Here is a 15,898-nt window from a genome sequence, read left to right as displayed (position 1 = left end):
CCATGCGGGTCGGAGTACTGACCGGGGGCGGCGACTGCCCCGGGCTCAACGCGGTCATCCGCGCCATCGTCCGCAAGGGCGTGCAGGAGTACGACTACGACTTCATCGGATTCCGGGACGGCTGGCGCGGGCCGCTGGAGGGTGTGACGGTCCCGCTCTCCATCCCGGCGGTGCGCGGCATCCTGCCGCGCGGCGGCACCATCATCGGCTCGTCGCGCACCAACCCGCTCAAGGCGGAGCACGGCGTCCGCCGGATCCGGGACAACCTCGACAGATACGAGGTCGGCGCACTCGTCACGATCGGCGGCGAGGACACCCTCGGGGTGGCGGCGACCCTGTCCGACGAGTACGGCATCCACTGCGTCGGCGTGCCGAAGACCATCGACAACGACCTGTCCGCCACCGACTACACCTTCGGTTTCGACACGGCCGTCGGCATCGCCACCGAGGCCATCGACCGGCTGCACACCACGGCCGAGTCCCATATGCGCGTCCTCGTCGTCGAGGTGATGGGCCGCCATGCCGGGTGGATCGCGCTCCACTCGGGACTGGCCGGCGGCGCCAACGTCATCCTCATCCCGGAGCAGCGCTTCGACGTCGACCAGGTCTGCGCCTGGGTGACCTCCCGGTTCCGGGCGAGCCACGCCCCGATCGTGGTGGTCGCGGAAGGGGCCATGCCCGCGCACGGCGAGATGGTCCTCAAGGACGGGTCGCAGGACTCCTACGGCCATGTCCGCCTCTCCGGGGTCGGCGAATGGCTGGCCAAGGAGATCGAGCGCCGTACCGGAAAGGAGGCCAGGACCACCGTCCTCGGCCACGTCCAGCGCGGCGGCACCCCCAGCGCCTTCGACCGCTGGCTCGCCACCCGGTTCGGCCTGCACGCCATTGACGCCGTGCACGACGGCGACTTCGGGAAGATGGTCGCCCTGAACGGCACGGACATCGTGCGGGTGCCGATCGCGGAGGCGACCGCCCGGCTCAAGACGGTCGACCCGGCGCTCTACGCGGAGGTGGGGGTCTTCTTCGGCTGAGAGCTGAGAGCTGAGGGCCGAGGGCTGAGAGGTGAGGGCCGAAGGGGCTGAGGGCCGCCGGTCACGCATACCGGGCGGGCCTGCCTTATATTCGCGATGACCGGACCGGCCGGGTCCGTACGCACCCCGGTGCGTACGGACCCGGCGCCTCGCCCCCATCAGTCACGGGAGACGTCGTGGAAATCCTGGCCTTCGGTGTGCAGTCCGACGAGAAGCCGCTGATCGAGAAAGCCTTCGCCGGGAAGCACGAGGTCCGTTGCCTGGACGTCTTCCTGAACCGGGACACCGCCCCCATCGCGGCCGGCTACGAGATCATCTCCACCAGCGTCAACGCCGACCTGGGCAGCAGCGTCCTGCAGACCCTCGCGGCCGGTGGCACGCAGATGATCGCCCAGCGCTCCACCGGCTTCAACAACATCGACCTGGACGTCGCCGAGCGCCTCGCCATGCGCGTCGCCCGGGTCTCCTACTACTCGCCCTACTCGGTCGCCGAATTCGCCTGGACCCTCGCCATGGCGGTCAACCGCCGCGTCATCCGGGCCGCGAGCCGCACCCGCGACTTCGACTTCCGCCTCGACGGGCTCCTCGGCCGGGACATGCACGGCCGCACGGTGGGTGTCGTCGGCACCGGCAAGATCGGCGAGGCCTTCACCCGGATCGCCCATGGCTTCGGCATGAATCTGCTGGGCTGGGACGTCGTCGAGAACCCGGCCTGCGTCGAGCTCGGCATGCGGTACGTCGACAAGGAGCAGCTGTTCGCCGAGTCCGACCTGATCAGCCTGCACGTTCCGCTGCTGCCCTCGACCCACCACGTCATCGGCAAGGACGCCCTGGTGCGGATGAAGGACGACGCGATCCTGATCAACTCCAGCCGCGGTGGACTCGTCGACACCACCGCCCTGGTAGGGGAGTTGCGGGCCGGCCGGTTCCTCGGCGTCGGGCTCGACGTGTACGAGGCCGAGGCCGGGCTCTTCTTCCTCGACAAGTCCCTGGAGGGCATCGACGACGACACCCTGGCCCGGCTGGTGACCTTCCCGAACGTCATCGTCACCTCGCACCAGGCGTACTACACCGAGGACGCGGTGGGCCAGATCATCGAGGCCACCGTCCAGAACGTCGACGACTACCTGGCCCGCCGCGGCAGCGACAACGTCCTGGTGCCGGCACCGCCCGGACCCTGACACCCCGACAACATCCGGGCGGCCGCCTCGGCGGCAGCCTCTCAGCCGCGCACGGGCAGCCCCGCGAGCAGTTCGCGCACGATCGCCGAGCCGCGCAGCGTCAGCACGGACTCCGGGTGGAACTGCACCGAGGCGAAGCCGTTCCCGCGCAGCGCGTGCAGTTCACCGGTCGCCCCGTCCACGCTCGCCTCGATGCCGTGCGCCGCCAGTTCGGTGACCACGGCGTCGTCGCAGCGCGCGGTGAAACTGTTGTAGAAGCCGACGGTCTCCGGGCGCCCGAACAGATCGATCCGGGTCTGCGCACCCTGGTACGGGACGCGCTTGCGGACGATCTCCAGCCCCAGCTCCGCCGCGATCAGCTCATGGCCCAGGCACACCCCCAGCAGCCCGTGGCGGTGATCCCGGACCAGCTCCGCGGCCAGCGCGCGCAGCAGCCGCATCTTCGGGTCGTCCGGATCACCCGGATTCCCGGGTCCGGGTCCCAGCACGACGGGCCCCTCGTGCGCCCGTACGGCCTCGCGCAGCCCCGGCTCGTCGTAGCGGCGCACCGACACATCGAGACCCGAGGCGCGCAGCAGGTGCCCCAGCATCGCGGTGAAGGTGTCCTCGCCGTCGATCACCAGCGCATGGCCGGACAGTTCTTCGGTGCGCTCCTGCATCCGCAGCCAGAACGGTGCGAGCCCGTCCCGCCGGGCGTCCAGCGCCGCCCGCACCCGCGGGTCCTCGGCCAGCCGCGGCCGTGCCCCCTCGGTCCTGGTCCGCCCCGGCAGCACGCCCAGCGCGGTCAGCACACCGGCGGCCTTCGCGTGGGTCTCGGCGACCTCGCTCTCCGGGTCGGAGTGGCGCACCAGCGTCGCGCCGACCGGCACCCGCAGCTGTCCGTGCGCGGAGATGTCGGCGGTCCGGATCAGGATCGGCGAGTCCAGCGTCTGCGCCCCGTCGGCGTCCTGCCGCAGCAGGGCCAGCGCGCCGGCGTAGTAGCCGCGCCCGCCGGGCTCGTACCGCTCGATGACCCGGCAGGCGTTCTGCACGGGGGAGCCGGTGACCGTCGCCGCGAACATGGTCTCCTTCAGCACCTCGCGCACATCCAGCGAGGAGCGCCCGCGCAACTCGTACTCCGTGTGCGCGAGATGGGCCATCTCCTTGAGCCGGGGACCGATCACCACCCCGCCCATGTCGCCGACGGTGCACATCATCTTGAGCTCCTCGTCGACCACCATGGAGAGCTCCTCGGTCTCCTTGCGGTCGCCGAGGAAGGCCAGCAGGCTCTCGACGGACGGCCCTTCGGCGGGATAGCGGTAGGTGCCGCTGATCGGATTCATCACGACCGTCCCGCCGGACATCCGCACATGCACCTCCGGGCTGGCACCGACCAGCGTCCTGTTCCCCGTGTGCACGACGAACGTCCAGTACGCGCCCCGCTCACCGGCCAGCAGCCGCCGGAACAGTGCCAGCGCGTCCGCCCTCCCGAACCCCGGGATCTCGCCCCGGAAGGTCCGCCGGATGACGAAGTTCGCGCCCTCGCCCCGGCCGATCTCGTCCTCGATGACCCGCCGGACGGTCCCCGAGTACTCCTCGTCGGCCACATCGAACGCGCCGTCCTCGACCCGTACGTCATGGGCGGGGAGCAGCTCCAGCACCTCGTCGAGCGGCAGCGCGTACGTCTCGTCCGCGACCAGCACGGCCAGCGGCGTCCCGTCGTCCCGTACGTCGAAGCCGCGCTCGGCGATCTGCCGGAACGGCACCAGGGCGAGCGAGGGCCGCTCACCGACCGGGATGTCCGCCAGCCGGTCCACCTCCCGCACCTCACCGATCAGCACCTCGACGGTGTCGTGGTCATGGCCGGGGGTACGCCTGCGCAGCAGGGCGAAGGGCGGGCAGTCGTCGCCGAGAAGTCTCCGGACGATCGTGCGGGGTGCCGGGCTCGGTGTCATGGCGGGGTGTTCCTTCCACTGGAATCAGCTGGGAGGAACGGCCCGTGAACACGGAAAAGGCCGCCCCTCGGGCGGCCTCTGCGTCTTTCTGTGTACGCGCAGTCAGTGGGCCGCCGGATGAGCGGTCCACCACCAATTACGGGTCGAGTGCGCGAACATGCCCGAACCTTAACCCACGACCGGGCGCAAGGGGGCCCGTCCCACCCCATGGATGGAACGGGCCCCCGGTCCGATCAGCTCGGATCAGCGTGGTCCGGCTCGACTCGACTCAACCGACTCGACCCGGGCCGACCCGACTCAGAACAGCGAGTTGTAGATCTGCCAGCCGGTGCCGATCTGCGTCTTGTCCAAGAAGGGGTTGGTCGCGCTGCCGCTGCCCTTGTAGTACCAGAGGGCTCCCGAGCCGTCCACGCCGACCAGGTCCCCGATGCCGTCCCGGTTCAGGTCGCTCGGACCCAGCAGCATCTTGTAGGAGCCCCAGCCGGAACCGATCTGGACCCGCTTGGCGTACGGCGCGGCGGCGTTGCCCGTGCCCGTGTAGAGCCAGAGCACACCGGACTTGTCCCGGCCCACGAAGTCCGGCTTGCCGTCCCGGTTCAGGTCGCCGGTGGAGGCGAAGGCGTCGTAGATCTGCCAGCCGGTGCCGATCTGCGCCTTGGGCGCGAAGGGCTTCGCCGGGTCACCCGTCCCCTTGTAGAAGAAGATCACGCCGGAGCCGTTGCGGGCGATCATGTCCGCCTTGCCGTCCCCGTCGAGGTCGCGCATGCCCCAGATGCCGTCGTACTGGTTCCAGCCGCTGCCCACCCTGAGCCGGGCCAGATACGGCTTGTCCGGGTTGCCGCTGCCCCGGTAGTACCAGAGCACGCCGTTCGAATCGCGCCCCACGATGTCGCCCGTACCGTCCGCCCGCATCGCGGTCATGGCGGTCAGGGCGGTGTAGTTCTGCCAGCCGTAGCCCATGAGGTAGCGCTTGAAGTACGGGGACGCGGCGCTGCCGGTGCCCTGGTACTGCCAGACGTCGCCGGCCTTGTCCCGGCCGATCATGTTGTAGCGGTCGGTCCCGGCATCCGGAACCGTGCTGCTCGCCTGCTGGACGTCGCTCGCCTTCACCCAGGCGATGCGGTGGTTGTAGCGGATCGGGTAGAAGAGGTTCGTGCTCCCCTTCACCAGGGTCCGGTCGTTGTCCGCCGTGCCGGCGAACGTTCCCGCGAACCAGTAGTCACCGGCCTGCGCCGGACCCACCTGGGGGTAGGCCTGGCCCACGGTGACGGTGTACTTCGACAGCGACTCGTTGTTCCTCGTCTGCACCGGCACACCGGTGCCCGTGTACGCGGCGTCCTCCGGGTAGGCGCGCCCGTACACCGGGATGGACGTCGCACCCGCCCTGGGCTTCAGTACCGGCTGGGCGATCTTGTCGACCGCCTTGGTGAACTGGCCGCCCGGGTTCTGGAACCAGGCCTTCCTGCCGCCGTACCAGATGGCGGTCCAGTCGCCCTTCGCCTCGGCGACGACGTACTTGCCGCCGGCGACGACCTTGTTGCCCCAGTTCGGGCCGTCGGTGCTCTTCACGTTCGGGATGTACGGGTCGGTGATCATGGCCGACGTCGTGGAGGCCGAGGTGTACAGGTAACCGAAGTTCGTCGGCTGCTTGACCACCGTGCTGCCGTTGTACGTCAGCGTCGGCTGGTTGGCCGTGGTGAACGGGGGCACCACGGTGACGACCTGGCCGACCTTGACCGGGCCGCCCGCGCCACTGGCGCCGGTCGGGGCGCCGAGCAGGGACATGTAGTGGTTCCAGTCCCAGAAGGGGCCCGGATCCCAGTGCTGGTTCTTGACGGTGTCGTCCAGGACGCCCGGCACCTCGTCGTGGCCGATGATGTGCTCACGGTCGAGCGGAATGGCGAACCGGGCGGCGAGGTACTTCACGAGCGCCGCGGACGACTCGTACTGCGGCTCGGTGTACCAGCTGCCCGACTTGATCGCGTAGCCCTCGTGCTCGATACCCACCGAGTGCATGTTCACGGTCTTGTTCGCCGCGTGCCACGCCTCGTTCTTGGTCTCGACCATCTGGGTGACCAGGCCGTCCTTGGCCCGGATCAGATAGTGCGCACTCGCGTAGGACGCCGGGTTCTGGAAGGTGGCCAGCGAACCCTCGTAACCGCCCTCGGTGTCGTGGATGACGATGTAGCGGATGTCCTCGCCACTGCCCGGACGGTCGGCGACGTTGTAGTTGCCGAAGTCGTCCGGGGTCTTCGGGTCGTTCTGCTTGAACCCGGCGGGCTTGAAGTCGCAGTTCAGCCCGGACGGGCACTCCGGCGCCGGGGCGGCGGTGGTGCTCGCGTTCGTCGCCGCCAGCGGCATGTTCGCGGGCTTGACGGGGGTCACCGACGGGTCGGCGGGCAGCGACAGCTGCTGGCCGTCCGCCGTCAGACGGCTCTCGCCGTTCCTGACCGACTCGAAGACGCGGTTGGCGAAGAGCGTGGCGCCCTTGGTGTCCGGTGCCTGGCTGTAGCGCGCGACGGCCGGGTACCACTTGCCTGCCTCGTCGGGCAGCGAGTCGGTGGCCTCGCGCTGGTACTTCGCGAGCAGCGCGGCGCCCGCGCGGATGCTCTGCGCGGTGTCGTCCTGCACCGCCCCGGCCGGCTTGTCGATGAGCTTCGCGGCCTCGTCCAGCGTGTGCAGCTCCGCCGCGCCGGTGTCCACCCGCTTCGGCAGCGTGCGCAGCGCGCGTTCGGCGTCGAAGTGCTTCGTCACGGCCGGGTCGCCGCTCATGTTGAGGTGCGCGAGCCGCTCCGCGTCCGTCGGCTGCTCGATGTCGTCCGCGGTGACCCGGGTGAGCCCCATGACGTTGTACGCGCCACTGGTGCTCGGCTCGCCGTCGTGGCTCTCCCACAGGGTCTGGCGGTACGAGACCGCCATCAGCACACTCTGCGGTACGTCGAACTCGCGCGCCGCGTCCCTGAACTGCGTCTGCAGTGCGGCGGCCGCCGAGGCCGGCTTGCTGTCGGTGGTCACGGTGTCCTGCGACGCCATGGCGACGGTGCCGATCGTGGCGGTCGCCACGACCGCCGCGCCCACCCCGTAGAGCACACGTCTCTTCTTGAGTTCCTTGCGATGATTCCGCTTCAAAACCCCACCCCTGTGGTCCTCTTGTCCAGATCTGAAAGATGAGACGCTAGCAGCCCCGGCTGTGGCCGACGTCACTGACTGTGGCGCGTCGCCGTCTCAGCCACTGAGCAACAGGAAAAGCAGCCGACACGACCCCGTAATGTGGAGTCTGTGACCGTGAACGCCAATACCTCCGTCGCCGGTGGCAACACCTGGCGAGACCTTCCCGCGGCGCAGCAGCCCGAGTACCCCGACTCCGAGGCGCTGCGCGATGTACTCGCGGACCTCGCGTCGTATCCGCCGCTCGTCTTCGCGGGCGAGTGCGACCAGCTGCGCGCCCGCATGGGAGCCGTCGCCAAGGGCGAGGCGTTCCTGCTTCAGGGCGGTGACTGCGCCGAGGCCTTCGACGCCGTGTCGGCCGAGCACATCCGTGCCAAGCTGAAGACGCTGCTCCAGATGAGCGCCGTTCTCACCTACGCGGCCTCGGTGCCCGTCGTCAAGGTGGGCCGGATCGCCGGCCAGTACTCCAAGCCGCGCTCCAAGTCGACCGAGACCCGCGACGGCGTGACCCTGCCGACCTACCGCGGCGACTCCGTCAACGGCTTCGCCTTCACCGAGGCCGAGCGCGTCCCGGACCCGGACCGGCTGAAGCAGATGTACCACGCATCCGCCTCCACGCTGAACCTCGTCCGCGCCTTCACCACCGGCGGTTACGCCGACCTGCGCCAGGTGCACGCCTGGAACCAGGACTTCGTGAAGTCGTCCCCGTCCGGCCAGCGCTACGACGCCCTGGCCCGCGAGATCGACAACGCGCTGAACTTCATGAAGGCGTGCGGCACGGACCCGGCGGAGTTCAAGGCCGTCGAGTTCTACTCCTCGCACGAGGGCCTGCTGCTGGACTACGAGTCGGCGCTGACCCGCACCGACTCGCGCACCGGCGAGCTGTACGACACCTCGGGCCACATGGTGTGGATCGGTGAGCGCACCCGCCAGATGGACGGCGCGCACATCGAGTTCGCCTCGAAGATCCGCAACCCCATCGGGATCAAGCTCGGACCGACGACCACCGTCGACGAGGCGCTCGGCTACATCGACCGCCTCGACCCCGAGCGTGAGCCCGGCCGGCTGACCTTCATCGTCCGGATGGGCGCCGACAAGGTCCGCGACAAGCTCCCCGCGCTGGTCGAGAAGGTCACCGCCTCCGGCGCCACCGTGGCCTGGGTGACCGACCCGATGCACGGCAACACCTTCGAGGCCGCGTCCGGCCACAAGACCCGCCGCTTCGACGACGTCCTGGACGAGGTCAAGGGCTTCTTCGAGGTGCACAAGGGCCTCGGCACCCACCCGGGCGGCATCCACGTCGAGCTCACCGGTGACGACGTCACCGAGTGCGTCGGCGGCGGCCACGAGATCTTCGTGGACGATCTGCACCAGCGTTACGAGACGGCCTGCGACCCGCGGCTCAACCGCAGCCAGTCGCTGGACCTCGCGTTCCTGGTCGCCGAGATGTACCGGGACCAGTAGGCATCACCGCTGGTAGCGCACGTACGACTGTGGGGCACGGATCGATGTGATCCGTGCCCCACAGGGCGTCGGGGGCTTTCACCGCCCTGGAGCGGCGGGTAAGGTTAGGTTAGCCTCACCGATTATCGGGGCGGCGTCCACGATCCATCCCGCCGGGAGGTGAAACCGCATGTACGTCTGCTCGTGCTTCGGCGTTACGGAGCAGCAGGTCAAGAAGCATGCGGAAGCCGGGGCCTGCACGCCCCGCCAGATAGCCTCCGCCTGCAAGGCGGGGACCGACTGCGGCGGCTGCGTCCGCACCATTCAGGCGATGCTCGGCCGCGGCGCCTGCGCGCGCCGCGAACTGCTCGACCGGAAGCGGACACCCGGCACCGTCGAACGCCTTGACGCCGGTACCGCTCCCGATGCCGAACCGGGTATCGCCCCCGGTGCCGGCCCCGCTCTCGCACCGGCGGCCGCTCTCACCGAAGCCGCCTGAGCCCGGCCGGGCAACTGCCCGGGTGCCCTGTGCCGGTCAGCTCTCCGGCTGCTCGATCTGCTGCGCGATGTACAGCGGCTCGCCGAGCTTCTCCACCAGTTCCAGCTGGGTGTCGAGATAGTCGATGTGGTGTTCCTCGTCCTCCAGGATCGACTCGAAGATGTTCGCGGACGTGATGTCTCCCTTGCCGCGCATCAGGTCGATGCCGCGCTTGAGGCGGTCGATCGCCTCCACCTCGACCTGGCGGTCCGCCTGGAACATCTCGGTGACCGTCTGGCCCACGCGTACGTGGAACAGTCGTTGGTAGTTCGGCAGTCCGTCGAGGAAGAGAATCCGGTCGGTCAGGATCTCGGCGTGCTTCATCTCGTCGAACGACTCGGAGCGCGTGTACTTCGCGAGCTTCGTCCAGCCGAAGTTGTCCTGCATCTTCGCATGCAGGAAATACTGATTGATGGCAGTCAATTCGGCGGTCAGCTGTTCGTTCAGGAACTCGAGGACCTCGGGGTCGCCCTGCATCGCAGAGGCTCCTTCCAACCGGTGAACTGGGCAAGTTGGCCGCATCTTCGCATCGCACCCGATGACCGTCCAGTAAGTACACGCTTAGTAGCACTTGCCCGAAACGTCCCTGTGCTGGTCATGACCACCCCTGCCTGTCTGTCACCATGGAGGCATGGGTCAGCCGGAAAGCCGGGAACACCGCGCATCAGAGCAGTCCGAGCTTCCGCCGGGCCAGCGACTGCAGCGCGGCTGGCCGGTCACCCATTACGGGCCGGTGCCGAAGTTCAAGCCCGACCGCTGGGAATTCCGGGTTTTCGGGGCCACGGCCGACGGTGACAAGCATTGCTGGAACCATCAGGAATTCTCGGCGCTGCCGTTCTCCTCGGTCGTCGCCGATCTGCACTGCGTGACGAAATTCAGCATGCTCGGCGCCGAGTGGGGCGGGGTTCTCGTCCGTGATGTCGTGGCACTCGCGCCGCCCGCACCCCATGTCACGCATGTGATGGTCTGGGCCGAGTACGGATTCAGTTCGAACCTCAGGCTCGACGACTTCACCTCCGGGCGTTCCCTGTTCGCCACCCACAAGGACGGTGAACTGCTCACCGCCGAGCACGGCTTCCCGCTCCGGCTCGTGGTTCCGCACCTGTACGCCTGGAAAGGGCCCAAGTGGGTCCGGGGCATCGAGTACATGACCGCCGATCGCCGCGGCTTCTGGGAGGAGCGCGGCTATCACAACATCGGTGATCCGTGGAAGGAACAGCGCTACTCCTACCAGGAGGAGCCCGGGGACGGCCCCGAGCTCTGACCCACCCCCATGGGGTATTCCGCACGCGTGGACGGAATCGTGTCAGCTCCGGCCGCGCAGCTCCTTCAGCCGGGCCACGTCAGCCGCGTGGCCCTCCTTGCCGCCCGGTGTCTCGATGATCAGCGGCACGCCCTCGGTGGCCGGATGGGAGAACAGCTCCCGGAACGGCTCCTCGCCGATGTGGCCCGCACCGATGTTCTCGTGCCGGTCCTTGTGGGCTCCGGCCACGTCCTTGGAGTCATTGGCGTGGATCAGCTTCAGCCGGCCCTCGCCGACCGTCTCCACCAGCAGATCCAGCGTCTCCTTCATCCCGTCGGGACCGGCCAGATCGTGTCCCGCCGCGAAGACATGGCAGGTGTCGAGGCAGATGCCGAGCTTCGGGTGGGCGTCGAGTGCGTCGAAGTACGGGCCGAAGTCCCAGGTCCGTGAGCAGATCGAGAACCCCTGGCCGGCGGTCGACTCCAGCAGCAGGAACGGGTCGTCGTCGTGCGTCAGCTCGTCCAGCAGCGGCCGCATGTGCGTGCGCACCTGGGCCAGCGCCTCCTCGCGGGGCCGGCCGTTGGTCGCCGAACCGGTGTGCACCACCACGCCCAGGGCGCCGATCTCGCGGGCCCGGCGCAGCGAGTGGCGCAGCGAGTCCACGGACCTCTCGACGGTCGCCGCGGTGTGCGAGCCGAAGTTGATCAGATACGGGGCGTGGACGTACGCCGGTACGGACCCGTCGGCGCACTCGGCGCGGAACTGCTCGTCCTGCGCCGGATTCCCGGCCGGGGTCGCCCAGCCGCGTGGATTGGCGACGAAGACCTGGACGGCCTCCGCGCCCATCTCCCGGGCGTACGGGAGGCCGACCTTGGCGAGGCCGCCGGCCACCGGTACATGACCGCCGACAGGGTTGCGCATACGAATCTAGAGCCCCTTGGTCCTGATGGTGATGGTGCTGCCCTCGGGGGCCCGGTCGCCGCCGTCGACGGACTGGCGCGCGACCGTGTCGCTGAAGGAGAGGAACGGGCGGTCGACCTTGACCTCGAAGCCCGCGTCCTCCAGCTCGCTCCGGGCGTCGTCGACGTTCTTGCCGGTGACGTCCGGGACGTCGATCATCTGCGGGCCCTTGGAGACCGTCAGCGTGATGGTGTCGCCCTCGGCGGCCTCCTGGCCCTCGGCCGGTGACTGATGCGCGATGTCGCCCGGGACCTCGGGGGAGTTCACCCGGTCCGGCAGCACCTTGGCCTTCAGCCCCGCCTCGTCCAGCGCGTCGGTGGCGTCCTCGATGGAGAGGCCGATGACGTCGGGGACGTCGACCGGGCTGCCCTTGGAGACCACGATCGCGACCGCGGCGTCCGCGCGGCGCTCGGCGCCCGCCTCGGGGTCCGTGCGGATCACGTCACCGGCCGCCACGTCCTCGCTGAACTCCTTGGTGGTCATGCCGGGCGCCAGGCCCGCCTTCGTCAGTTCCCGCTTGGCATCGGCCAGCTCGATGCCCTCGACATCGGGCACCTTCACGATCTCGGGTCCGCGCGAGACGACGAGTGTCACCGAGCCGTTGCCCCGGATCCGGGCGCCGGACTTCGGGTCGCTGCGGACCACCTTGCCGCGGTCGACGGTGTCGCTGTAGGCGCGCTCGACGCCCTTCAGTTCGAGATCGGCGTCCGAGAGCCGCCCCTTGGCCGTTTTCTCGCTCTGCCCGAGCAGCGCGGGGACACGGGTGAACTGTCCGGAGTTGATGTACCAGACGCCGCCGCCGATCCCCAGGACCAGCAGCACGGCGACGACCGCGGCGACGATGCCGCGCTGCGGCCCGCCGCGGAGCCCGGTCCGGCGGGCCGGCGGCGGCGGGGGTATCTCGAGTCGGCTGGTGTGGTGTGCGGTGCCCTGTCCGGGCGGCAGCACCCGCGGGATCACGCTCGTGCGGTCCTCGGCGGCGTCGCGCGCCTCGGCACGGGCCTGCGGCGGTATGGAGTCCAGCTGGGCGTCGGTGAGGCCGGAGCGGGCCCGGAGGGATTCGGCGAGCAGTGCCACCGCGTCGAACGGCCGGACCTCGGGGTCACGGGCGGTGGCGCTCACGACCAGCTCGTCGAGCTCGGGCGCGAGCCCCGGGACGACGGCCGAGGGGGCCGGGACGTCCTCGTTCAGATGCTGGTAGATGACCTGCGCGGGGGAGTCGCCGGCGTGCGGCTTGGTGCCGGTGAGCATCTCGTACAGGACCACACCGCACGCGTACACATCGGCGCGGGTGTCCGCGGTGCCGCGCTCGATCTGCTCGGGGGCGAGATAGGAGACGGTGCCCAGGACGGACCCCGTGGTGTCGGTGACCGTGCCCACGGCCCGTACCAGGCCGAAGTCGGCGACCTTGACCCTGCCGTCGTCGCCTATGAGCACGTTCTCCGGCTTCATGTCCCGGTGCACGAAGCCCGCCCGGTGCGCGGCACCGAGCGCGGCCAGTACCGGCTCCAGGATGTCCAGCGCGGCCCGCGGCTGAAGTGCGCCGCGCTCGCGCAGCACATCGCGCAGCGTGCAGCCCGCGACGTACTCCATCGCCAGGTAGACGTAACCCCCCTGGGCCCCCTGGTCGAAGACCGCGACCACATTGGGGTGTGCGAGCCCCGCCACCGACTTGGCCTCACGGATGAAGCGCTCGACGAACGAGGCGTCGGTCGCGAGCGCCGGATGCATCACCTTGAGGGCGAGTACCCGGTCGAGCCGGGTGTCCATGGCCCGGTAGACCGTGGCCATGCCGCCCACCGCGATGCGGGCATCGATGCGGTAGCGGCCGTCGAGCAGCTGCCCGACGAGAGGGTCCTGGAGGGTCGTGTCCACGCAGTGAGTCTACGAGTCGGGGCGGACACGACCGACGGGCCGGGGCGATCCCGGGGCCGTACCGCAGCCGAGCTGTGACAGGGACATGCGACCCGCCGCTGCCCGCGTTCCGGGGGCCGCCCTCAGAAGGCCGGGCGTTCCGGATCCAGCGCCGCCCGGCCCGCCACCGGCGACGATGCCTCGGCGAAGTGGCGGCGCGGGATCCGCCCCGCGCGGTACGCCAGCCGCCCGCCCTCCACCGCATGCCGCATCGCGGCGGCCATCAGCTCGGGTTCCTGGGCCCGGGTCACCGCTGAGGCGAGCATCACAGCCGCACACCCGAGCTCCATGGCGAGCGCCGCGTCCGACGCCGTCCCGGCGCCCGCGTCCAGGATCACCGGCACCCGAGCCTGCTCGACGATCAGCTGGAAGTTGTGCGGATTGCGGATGCCCAGACCCGAGCCGATGGGGGAGCCGAGCGGCATGACCGCCGCGCATCCCACGTCCTGGAGCCGGCGGGCCAGCACCGGATCGTCATTGGTGTACGGCAGGACGGTGAAACCGTCGTCCACCAGGGTCTCCGCGGCGTCCAGCAGCTCGATCGGGTCGGGCAGCAGGGTCCGCTCGTCGGCCACCACCTCCAGCTTGACCCAGTCGGTGCCGAGCGCCTCGCGGGCCAGCCGGGCGGTGAGCACGGCCTCGCCCGCCGTGAAGCAGCCCGCGGTGTTCGGCAGGACGCGGATGGAGAGCCGCTCCAGCACGGAGAGCACGGAGCCCTGCACGGTCGGGTCGAGGCGGCGCATCGCGACGGTGGTCAGCTCGGTGCCGGAGGCGATCAGCGAGCGTTCCAGCACATCGAGGCTGGGCGCCCCGCCCGTCCCCATGATCAGCCGGGAGCCGAGGACGGTGTCCCCGAGGGTGAGGAGGTCGTCGGACACGGTCAGCCTCCCTGTACCGCGGTCAGGACCTCGACCCGGTCGCCGTCGGCGAGCACCGCCGCGGACCACCGGCCGCGCGGCACGACGGCCTCGTTCAGCGCGGCCGCGACACCCGAGCGCGCCTTGGTCAGGGTCGCGACGAGGGCGTCCAGGGTGGTGCCCGCGGCGACGGCGACGGCCTCGCCGTTCACGGACACGGACAGAGAGGTGGGCGCGGTCATGCGGGCTGCTCCTGACGTACGGGGGCGGCGGGCGGGAAACGGCCGGGGGAGAAGGGGCGGGCCACCTCGGGCAGCCCGCCGCCGGTCAGCAGCTGCGCCATCACGTCACCGGTGACGGGGGCGAGCAGCACCCCGTTGCGGTGGTGGCCGGTGGCGAGATGGAGGCCGGACAGTGCGGTGCGGCCGAGCAGCGGGGCGTTGTCGGGGGAGGCGGGGCGCAGACCGGCCAGGGTCTCGGTGAGCGGCAGCTCGGTGATGCCGGGGACCAGCTCGTGGGCGTCGCGGAGCAGCTCGTACACACCGCCCGCCGTGACGGTGGTGTCCCAGCCCATCTCCTCGCTGGTGGCGCCGATCACCAGCTCCCCGTTCTCGCGCGGCACGAGGTAGACATGGCTGCCCCGGACCACCGCCCGCACGGTGCGGCTGAGGAAGGGGGCGTACGCGGTGGGCACGGTCAGCCGCAGCACCTGGCCCTTGACCGGGCGGACGGGCGGCAGGACGTGGTCCGGCACCCCCGCGAGCCTGCCGCTGAGGCTGCCCGCGGCGAGCACGACCTGATCCGCCGCCGGCTCCGAACCGTCGGCCAGTACGGCCCCGGCGGCACGGTCGCGCACGACCGAGAGCCGCTCGGCCCGGTGACGGTGGAAGACGACCCCGGCGCGCTCGCACGCCGTCAGCAGCGCGGCGGCCAGCCGTCGCGGGTCGACCTGGTGGTCGCCGTCGACCCGCAGCCCTCCGCGTACGCCCGGTGCGAGCATCGGCTCCAGGCGCCGGCACTCACGGCCGGTGAGCCATTCCGACTCCAGCCCCGACCGGCGCTGCAGCTCGTGCAGTTCCCGCAGATGGGCGCGGTCGTCGGTATCCAGCGCGACGGCCAGCGTGCCGCAGGCGCGGAAGCCGATGTCCTGTCCGCTCGCCGCCTCCAGCTCGGCCGCGAACGCCGGATAGCGCGCGGCGGAGGCGACGTTGAGACCCAGCAGCATCTCCTCGCCGTAGTGCAGTTCGGTGACGGCGGCCAGCATGCCGGCCGCGACCCGCGCGGCCCCGCCGCCCGGTTCGGGATCGACGACCGCGGTGCTCAGACCGCGCTGCGCCGCCCGCCAGGCGGTCACCAGGCCGATGATGCCGCCCCCGATGACGAGGACGTCGGACCCGTTCGTCCGGTGGATGCGCATGGGCGTCCAGCCCCTCCCTTCGCCGGCATGACCCGGATCAGGTTCGTACGGTCGGAGGCCGTCCAGCCTCCCTCTCAGCCCGGTACGTCCGGGCTCCCGCGAGTGTGTACGTGAGCCACCCTAGACCCCGCCCTCCGGACCCGGAAAAGAGAGCCGCGCAGGGGAGGCACCGGAGGGCGGTGGGTACGGCCACGGTGAAGGAACCTCTTTTC

14 protein-coding genes and 1 riboswitch are annotated in these 15,898 nt (G+C 70.3%); of the genes, 5 read left to right on the top strand and 9 right to left on the bottom strand.

Annotated elements, in window-relative coordinates:
* Window positions 1–2: 2 nt before the first annotated feature.
* Both FHX80_RS04805 and FHX80_RS04800 read left to right on the top strand, forming a co-directional pair.
* Window positions 3–1,031 (top strand): 6-phosphofructokinase, encoded by a 1,029-nt coding sequence (locus FHX80_RS04805; RefSeq protein ID WP_145763050.1) that lies wholly within the window; start codon window positions 3–5, stop codon window positions 1,029–1,031.
* A gap of 176 nt (window positions 1,032–1,207) precedes the next feature.
* Entirely contained in the window at window positions 1,208–2,212 is a 1,005-nt protein-coding gene (locus tag FHX80_RS04800; protein ID WP_145763049.1) for a 2-hydroxyacid dehydrogenase, read from the top strand.
* A 41-nt stretch (window positions 2,213–2,253) separates the two neighbouring features.
* Here the strand turns inward: FHX80_RS04800 and FHX80_RS04795 are convergent, their stop codons facing one another.
* The 3 genes from FHX80_RS04795 to FHX80_RS04785 form a co-directional block, all read right to left on the bottom strand.
* Window positions 2,254–4,146, bottom strand: a complete 1,893-nt coding sequence (locus tag FHX80_RS04795) for an anthranilate synthase family protein (protein WP_145763048.1) — start codon at window positions 4,144–4,146, stop codon at window positions 2,254–2,256.
* A gap of 102 nt (window positions 4,147–4,248) precedes the next feature.
* The gene (locus FHX80_RS36695) at window positions 4,249–4,305 is read right to left on the bottom strand and encodes a trp operon leader peptide (protein ID WP_073735655.1); all 57 of its coding nucleotides are present in this window, start codon (window positions 4,303–4,305) and stop codon (window positions 4,249–4,251) included.
* Window positions 4,306–4,443: 138 nt separating this feature from the next.
* Entirely contained in the window at window positions 4,444–7,275 is a 2,832-nt protein-coding gene (locus FHX80_RS04785) for an N-acetylmuramoyl-L-alanine amidase (protein ID WP_145763047.1), read from the bottom strand.
* A gap of 156 nt (window positions 7,276–7,431) precedes the next feature.
* Here FHX80_RS04785 and FHX80_RS04780 point away from each other — a divergent pair, with 156 nt between their 5' ends.
* Complete coding sequence (locus FHX80_RS04780) at window positions 7,432–8,778, top strand: class II 3-deoxy-7-phosphoheptulonate synthase (RefSeq protein ID WP_167523360.1); 1,347 nt, start codon at window positions 7,432–7,434, stop codon at window positions 8,776–8,778.
* Window positions 8,779–8,947: 169 nt separating this feature from the next.
* Complete coding sequence (locus FHX80_RS04775; protein WP_145763045.1) at window positions 8,948–9,256, top strand: (2Fe-2S)-binding protein; 309 nt, start codon at window positions 8,948–8,950, stop codon at window positions 9,254–9,256.
* A gap of 36 nt (window positions 9,257–9,292) precedes the next feature.
* Here the strand turns inward: FHX80_RS04775 and bfr are convergent, their stop codons facing one another.
* Entirely contained in the window at window positions 9,293–9,772 is a 480-nt protein-coding gene (bfr, locus tag FHX80_RS04770) for a bacterioferritin (RefSeq protein ID WP_145763044.1), read from the bottom strand.
* A gap of 154 nt (window positions 9,773–9,926) precedes the next feature.
* Here bfr and FHX80_RS04765 point away from each other — a divergent pair, with 154 nt between their 5' ends.
* Window positions 9,927–10,559 (top strand): sulfite oxidase-like oxidoreductase, encoded by a 633-nt coding sequence (locus FHX80_RS04765; RefSeq protein WP_145763043.1) that lies wholly within the window; start codon window positions 9,927–9,929, stop codon window positions 10,557–10,559.
* Window positions 10,560–10,601: 42 nt separating this feature from the next.
* On the opposite strand, the gene FHX80_RS04760 is transcribed toward FHX80_RS04765, so the two are convergent.
* The 5 genes from FHX80_RS04760 to thiO form a co-directional block, all read right to left on the bottom strand.
* Window positions 10,602–11,459 (bottom strand): deoxyribonuclease IV, encoded by an 858-nt coding sequence (locus FHX80_RS04760; protein WP_145763042.1) that lies wholly within the window; start codon window positions 11,457–11,459, stop codon window positions 10,602–10,604.
* A 6-nt stretch (window positions 11,460–11,465) separates the two neighbouring features.
* The gene (gene pknB, locus FHX80_RS04755; protein ID WP_145763041.1) at window positions 11,466–13,373 is read right to left on the bottom strand and encodes a Stk1 family PASTA domain-containing Ser/Thr kinase; all 1,908 of its coding nucleotides are present in this window, start codon (window positions 13,371–13,373) and stop codon (window positions 11,466–11,468) included.
* Window positions 13,374–13,495: 122 nt separating this feature from the next.
* Window positions 13,496–14,290 carry a thiazole synthase gene (locus FHX80_RS04750; protein WP_145763040.1) on the bottom strand — a complete coding sequence of 265 codons (795 nt, stop codon included), beginning with the start codon at window positions 14,288–14,290 and terminating at the stop codon, window positions 13,496–13,498.
* 2 nt (window positions 14,291–14,292) lie between these two features.
* Entirely contained in the window at window positions 14,293–14,511 is a 219-nt protein-coding gene (gene thiS, locus FHX80_RS04745; RefSeq protein ID WP_167523359.1) for a sulfur carrier protein ThiS, read from the bottom strand.
* Window positions 14,508–15,686 (bottom strand): glycine oxidase ThiO, encoded by a 1,179-nt coding sequence (gene thiO, locus FHX80_RS04740; RefSeq protein ID WP_145763039.1) that lies wholly within the window; start codon window positions 15,684–15,686, stop codon window positions 14,508–14,510. The genes thiS and thiO overlap by 4 nt, the downstream gene beginning before the upstream one ends.
* Window positions 15,684–15,796, bottom strand: a riboswitch (TPP riboswitch). It overlaps the preceding gene by 3 nt.
* Window positions 15,797–15,898: the final 102 nt, after the last annotated feature.

Source organism: Streptomyces brevispora (assembly GCF_007829885.1).
In the GTDB taxonomy this organism is placed as follows: Bacteria; Actinomycetota; Actinomycetes; order Streptomycetales; family Streptomycetaceae; genus Streptomyces; species Streptomyces brevispora.
Note: the sequence above shows the minus strand (reverse complement) of the source record. Positions and strands in the feature narration are given on the sequence as shown.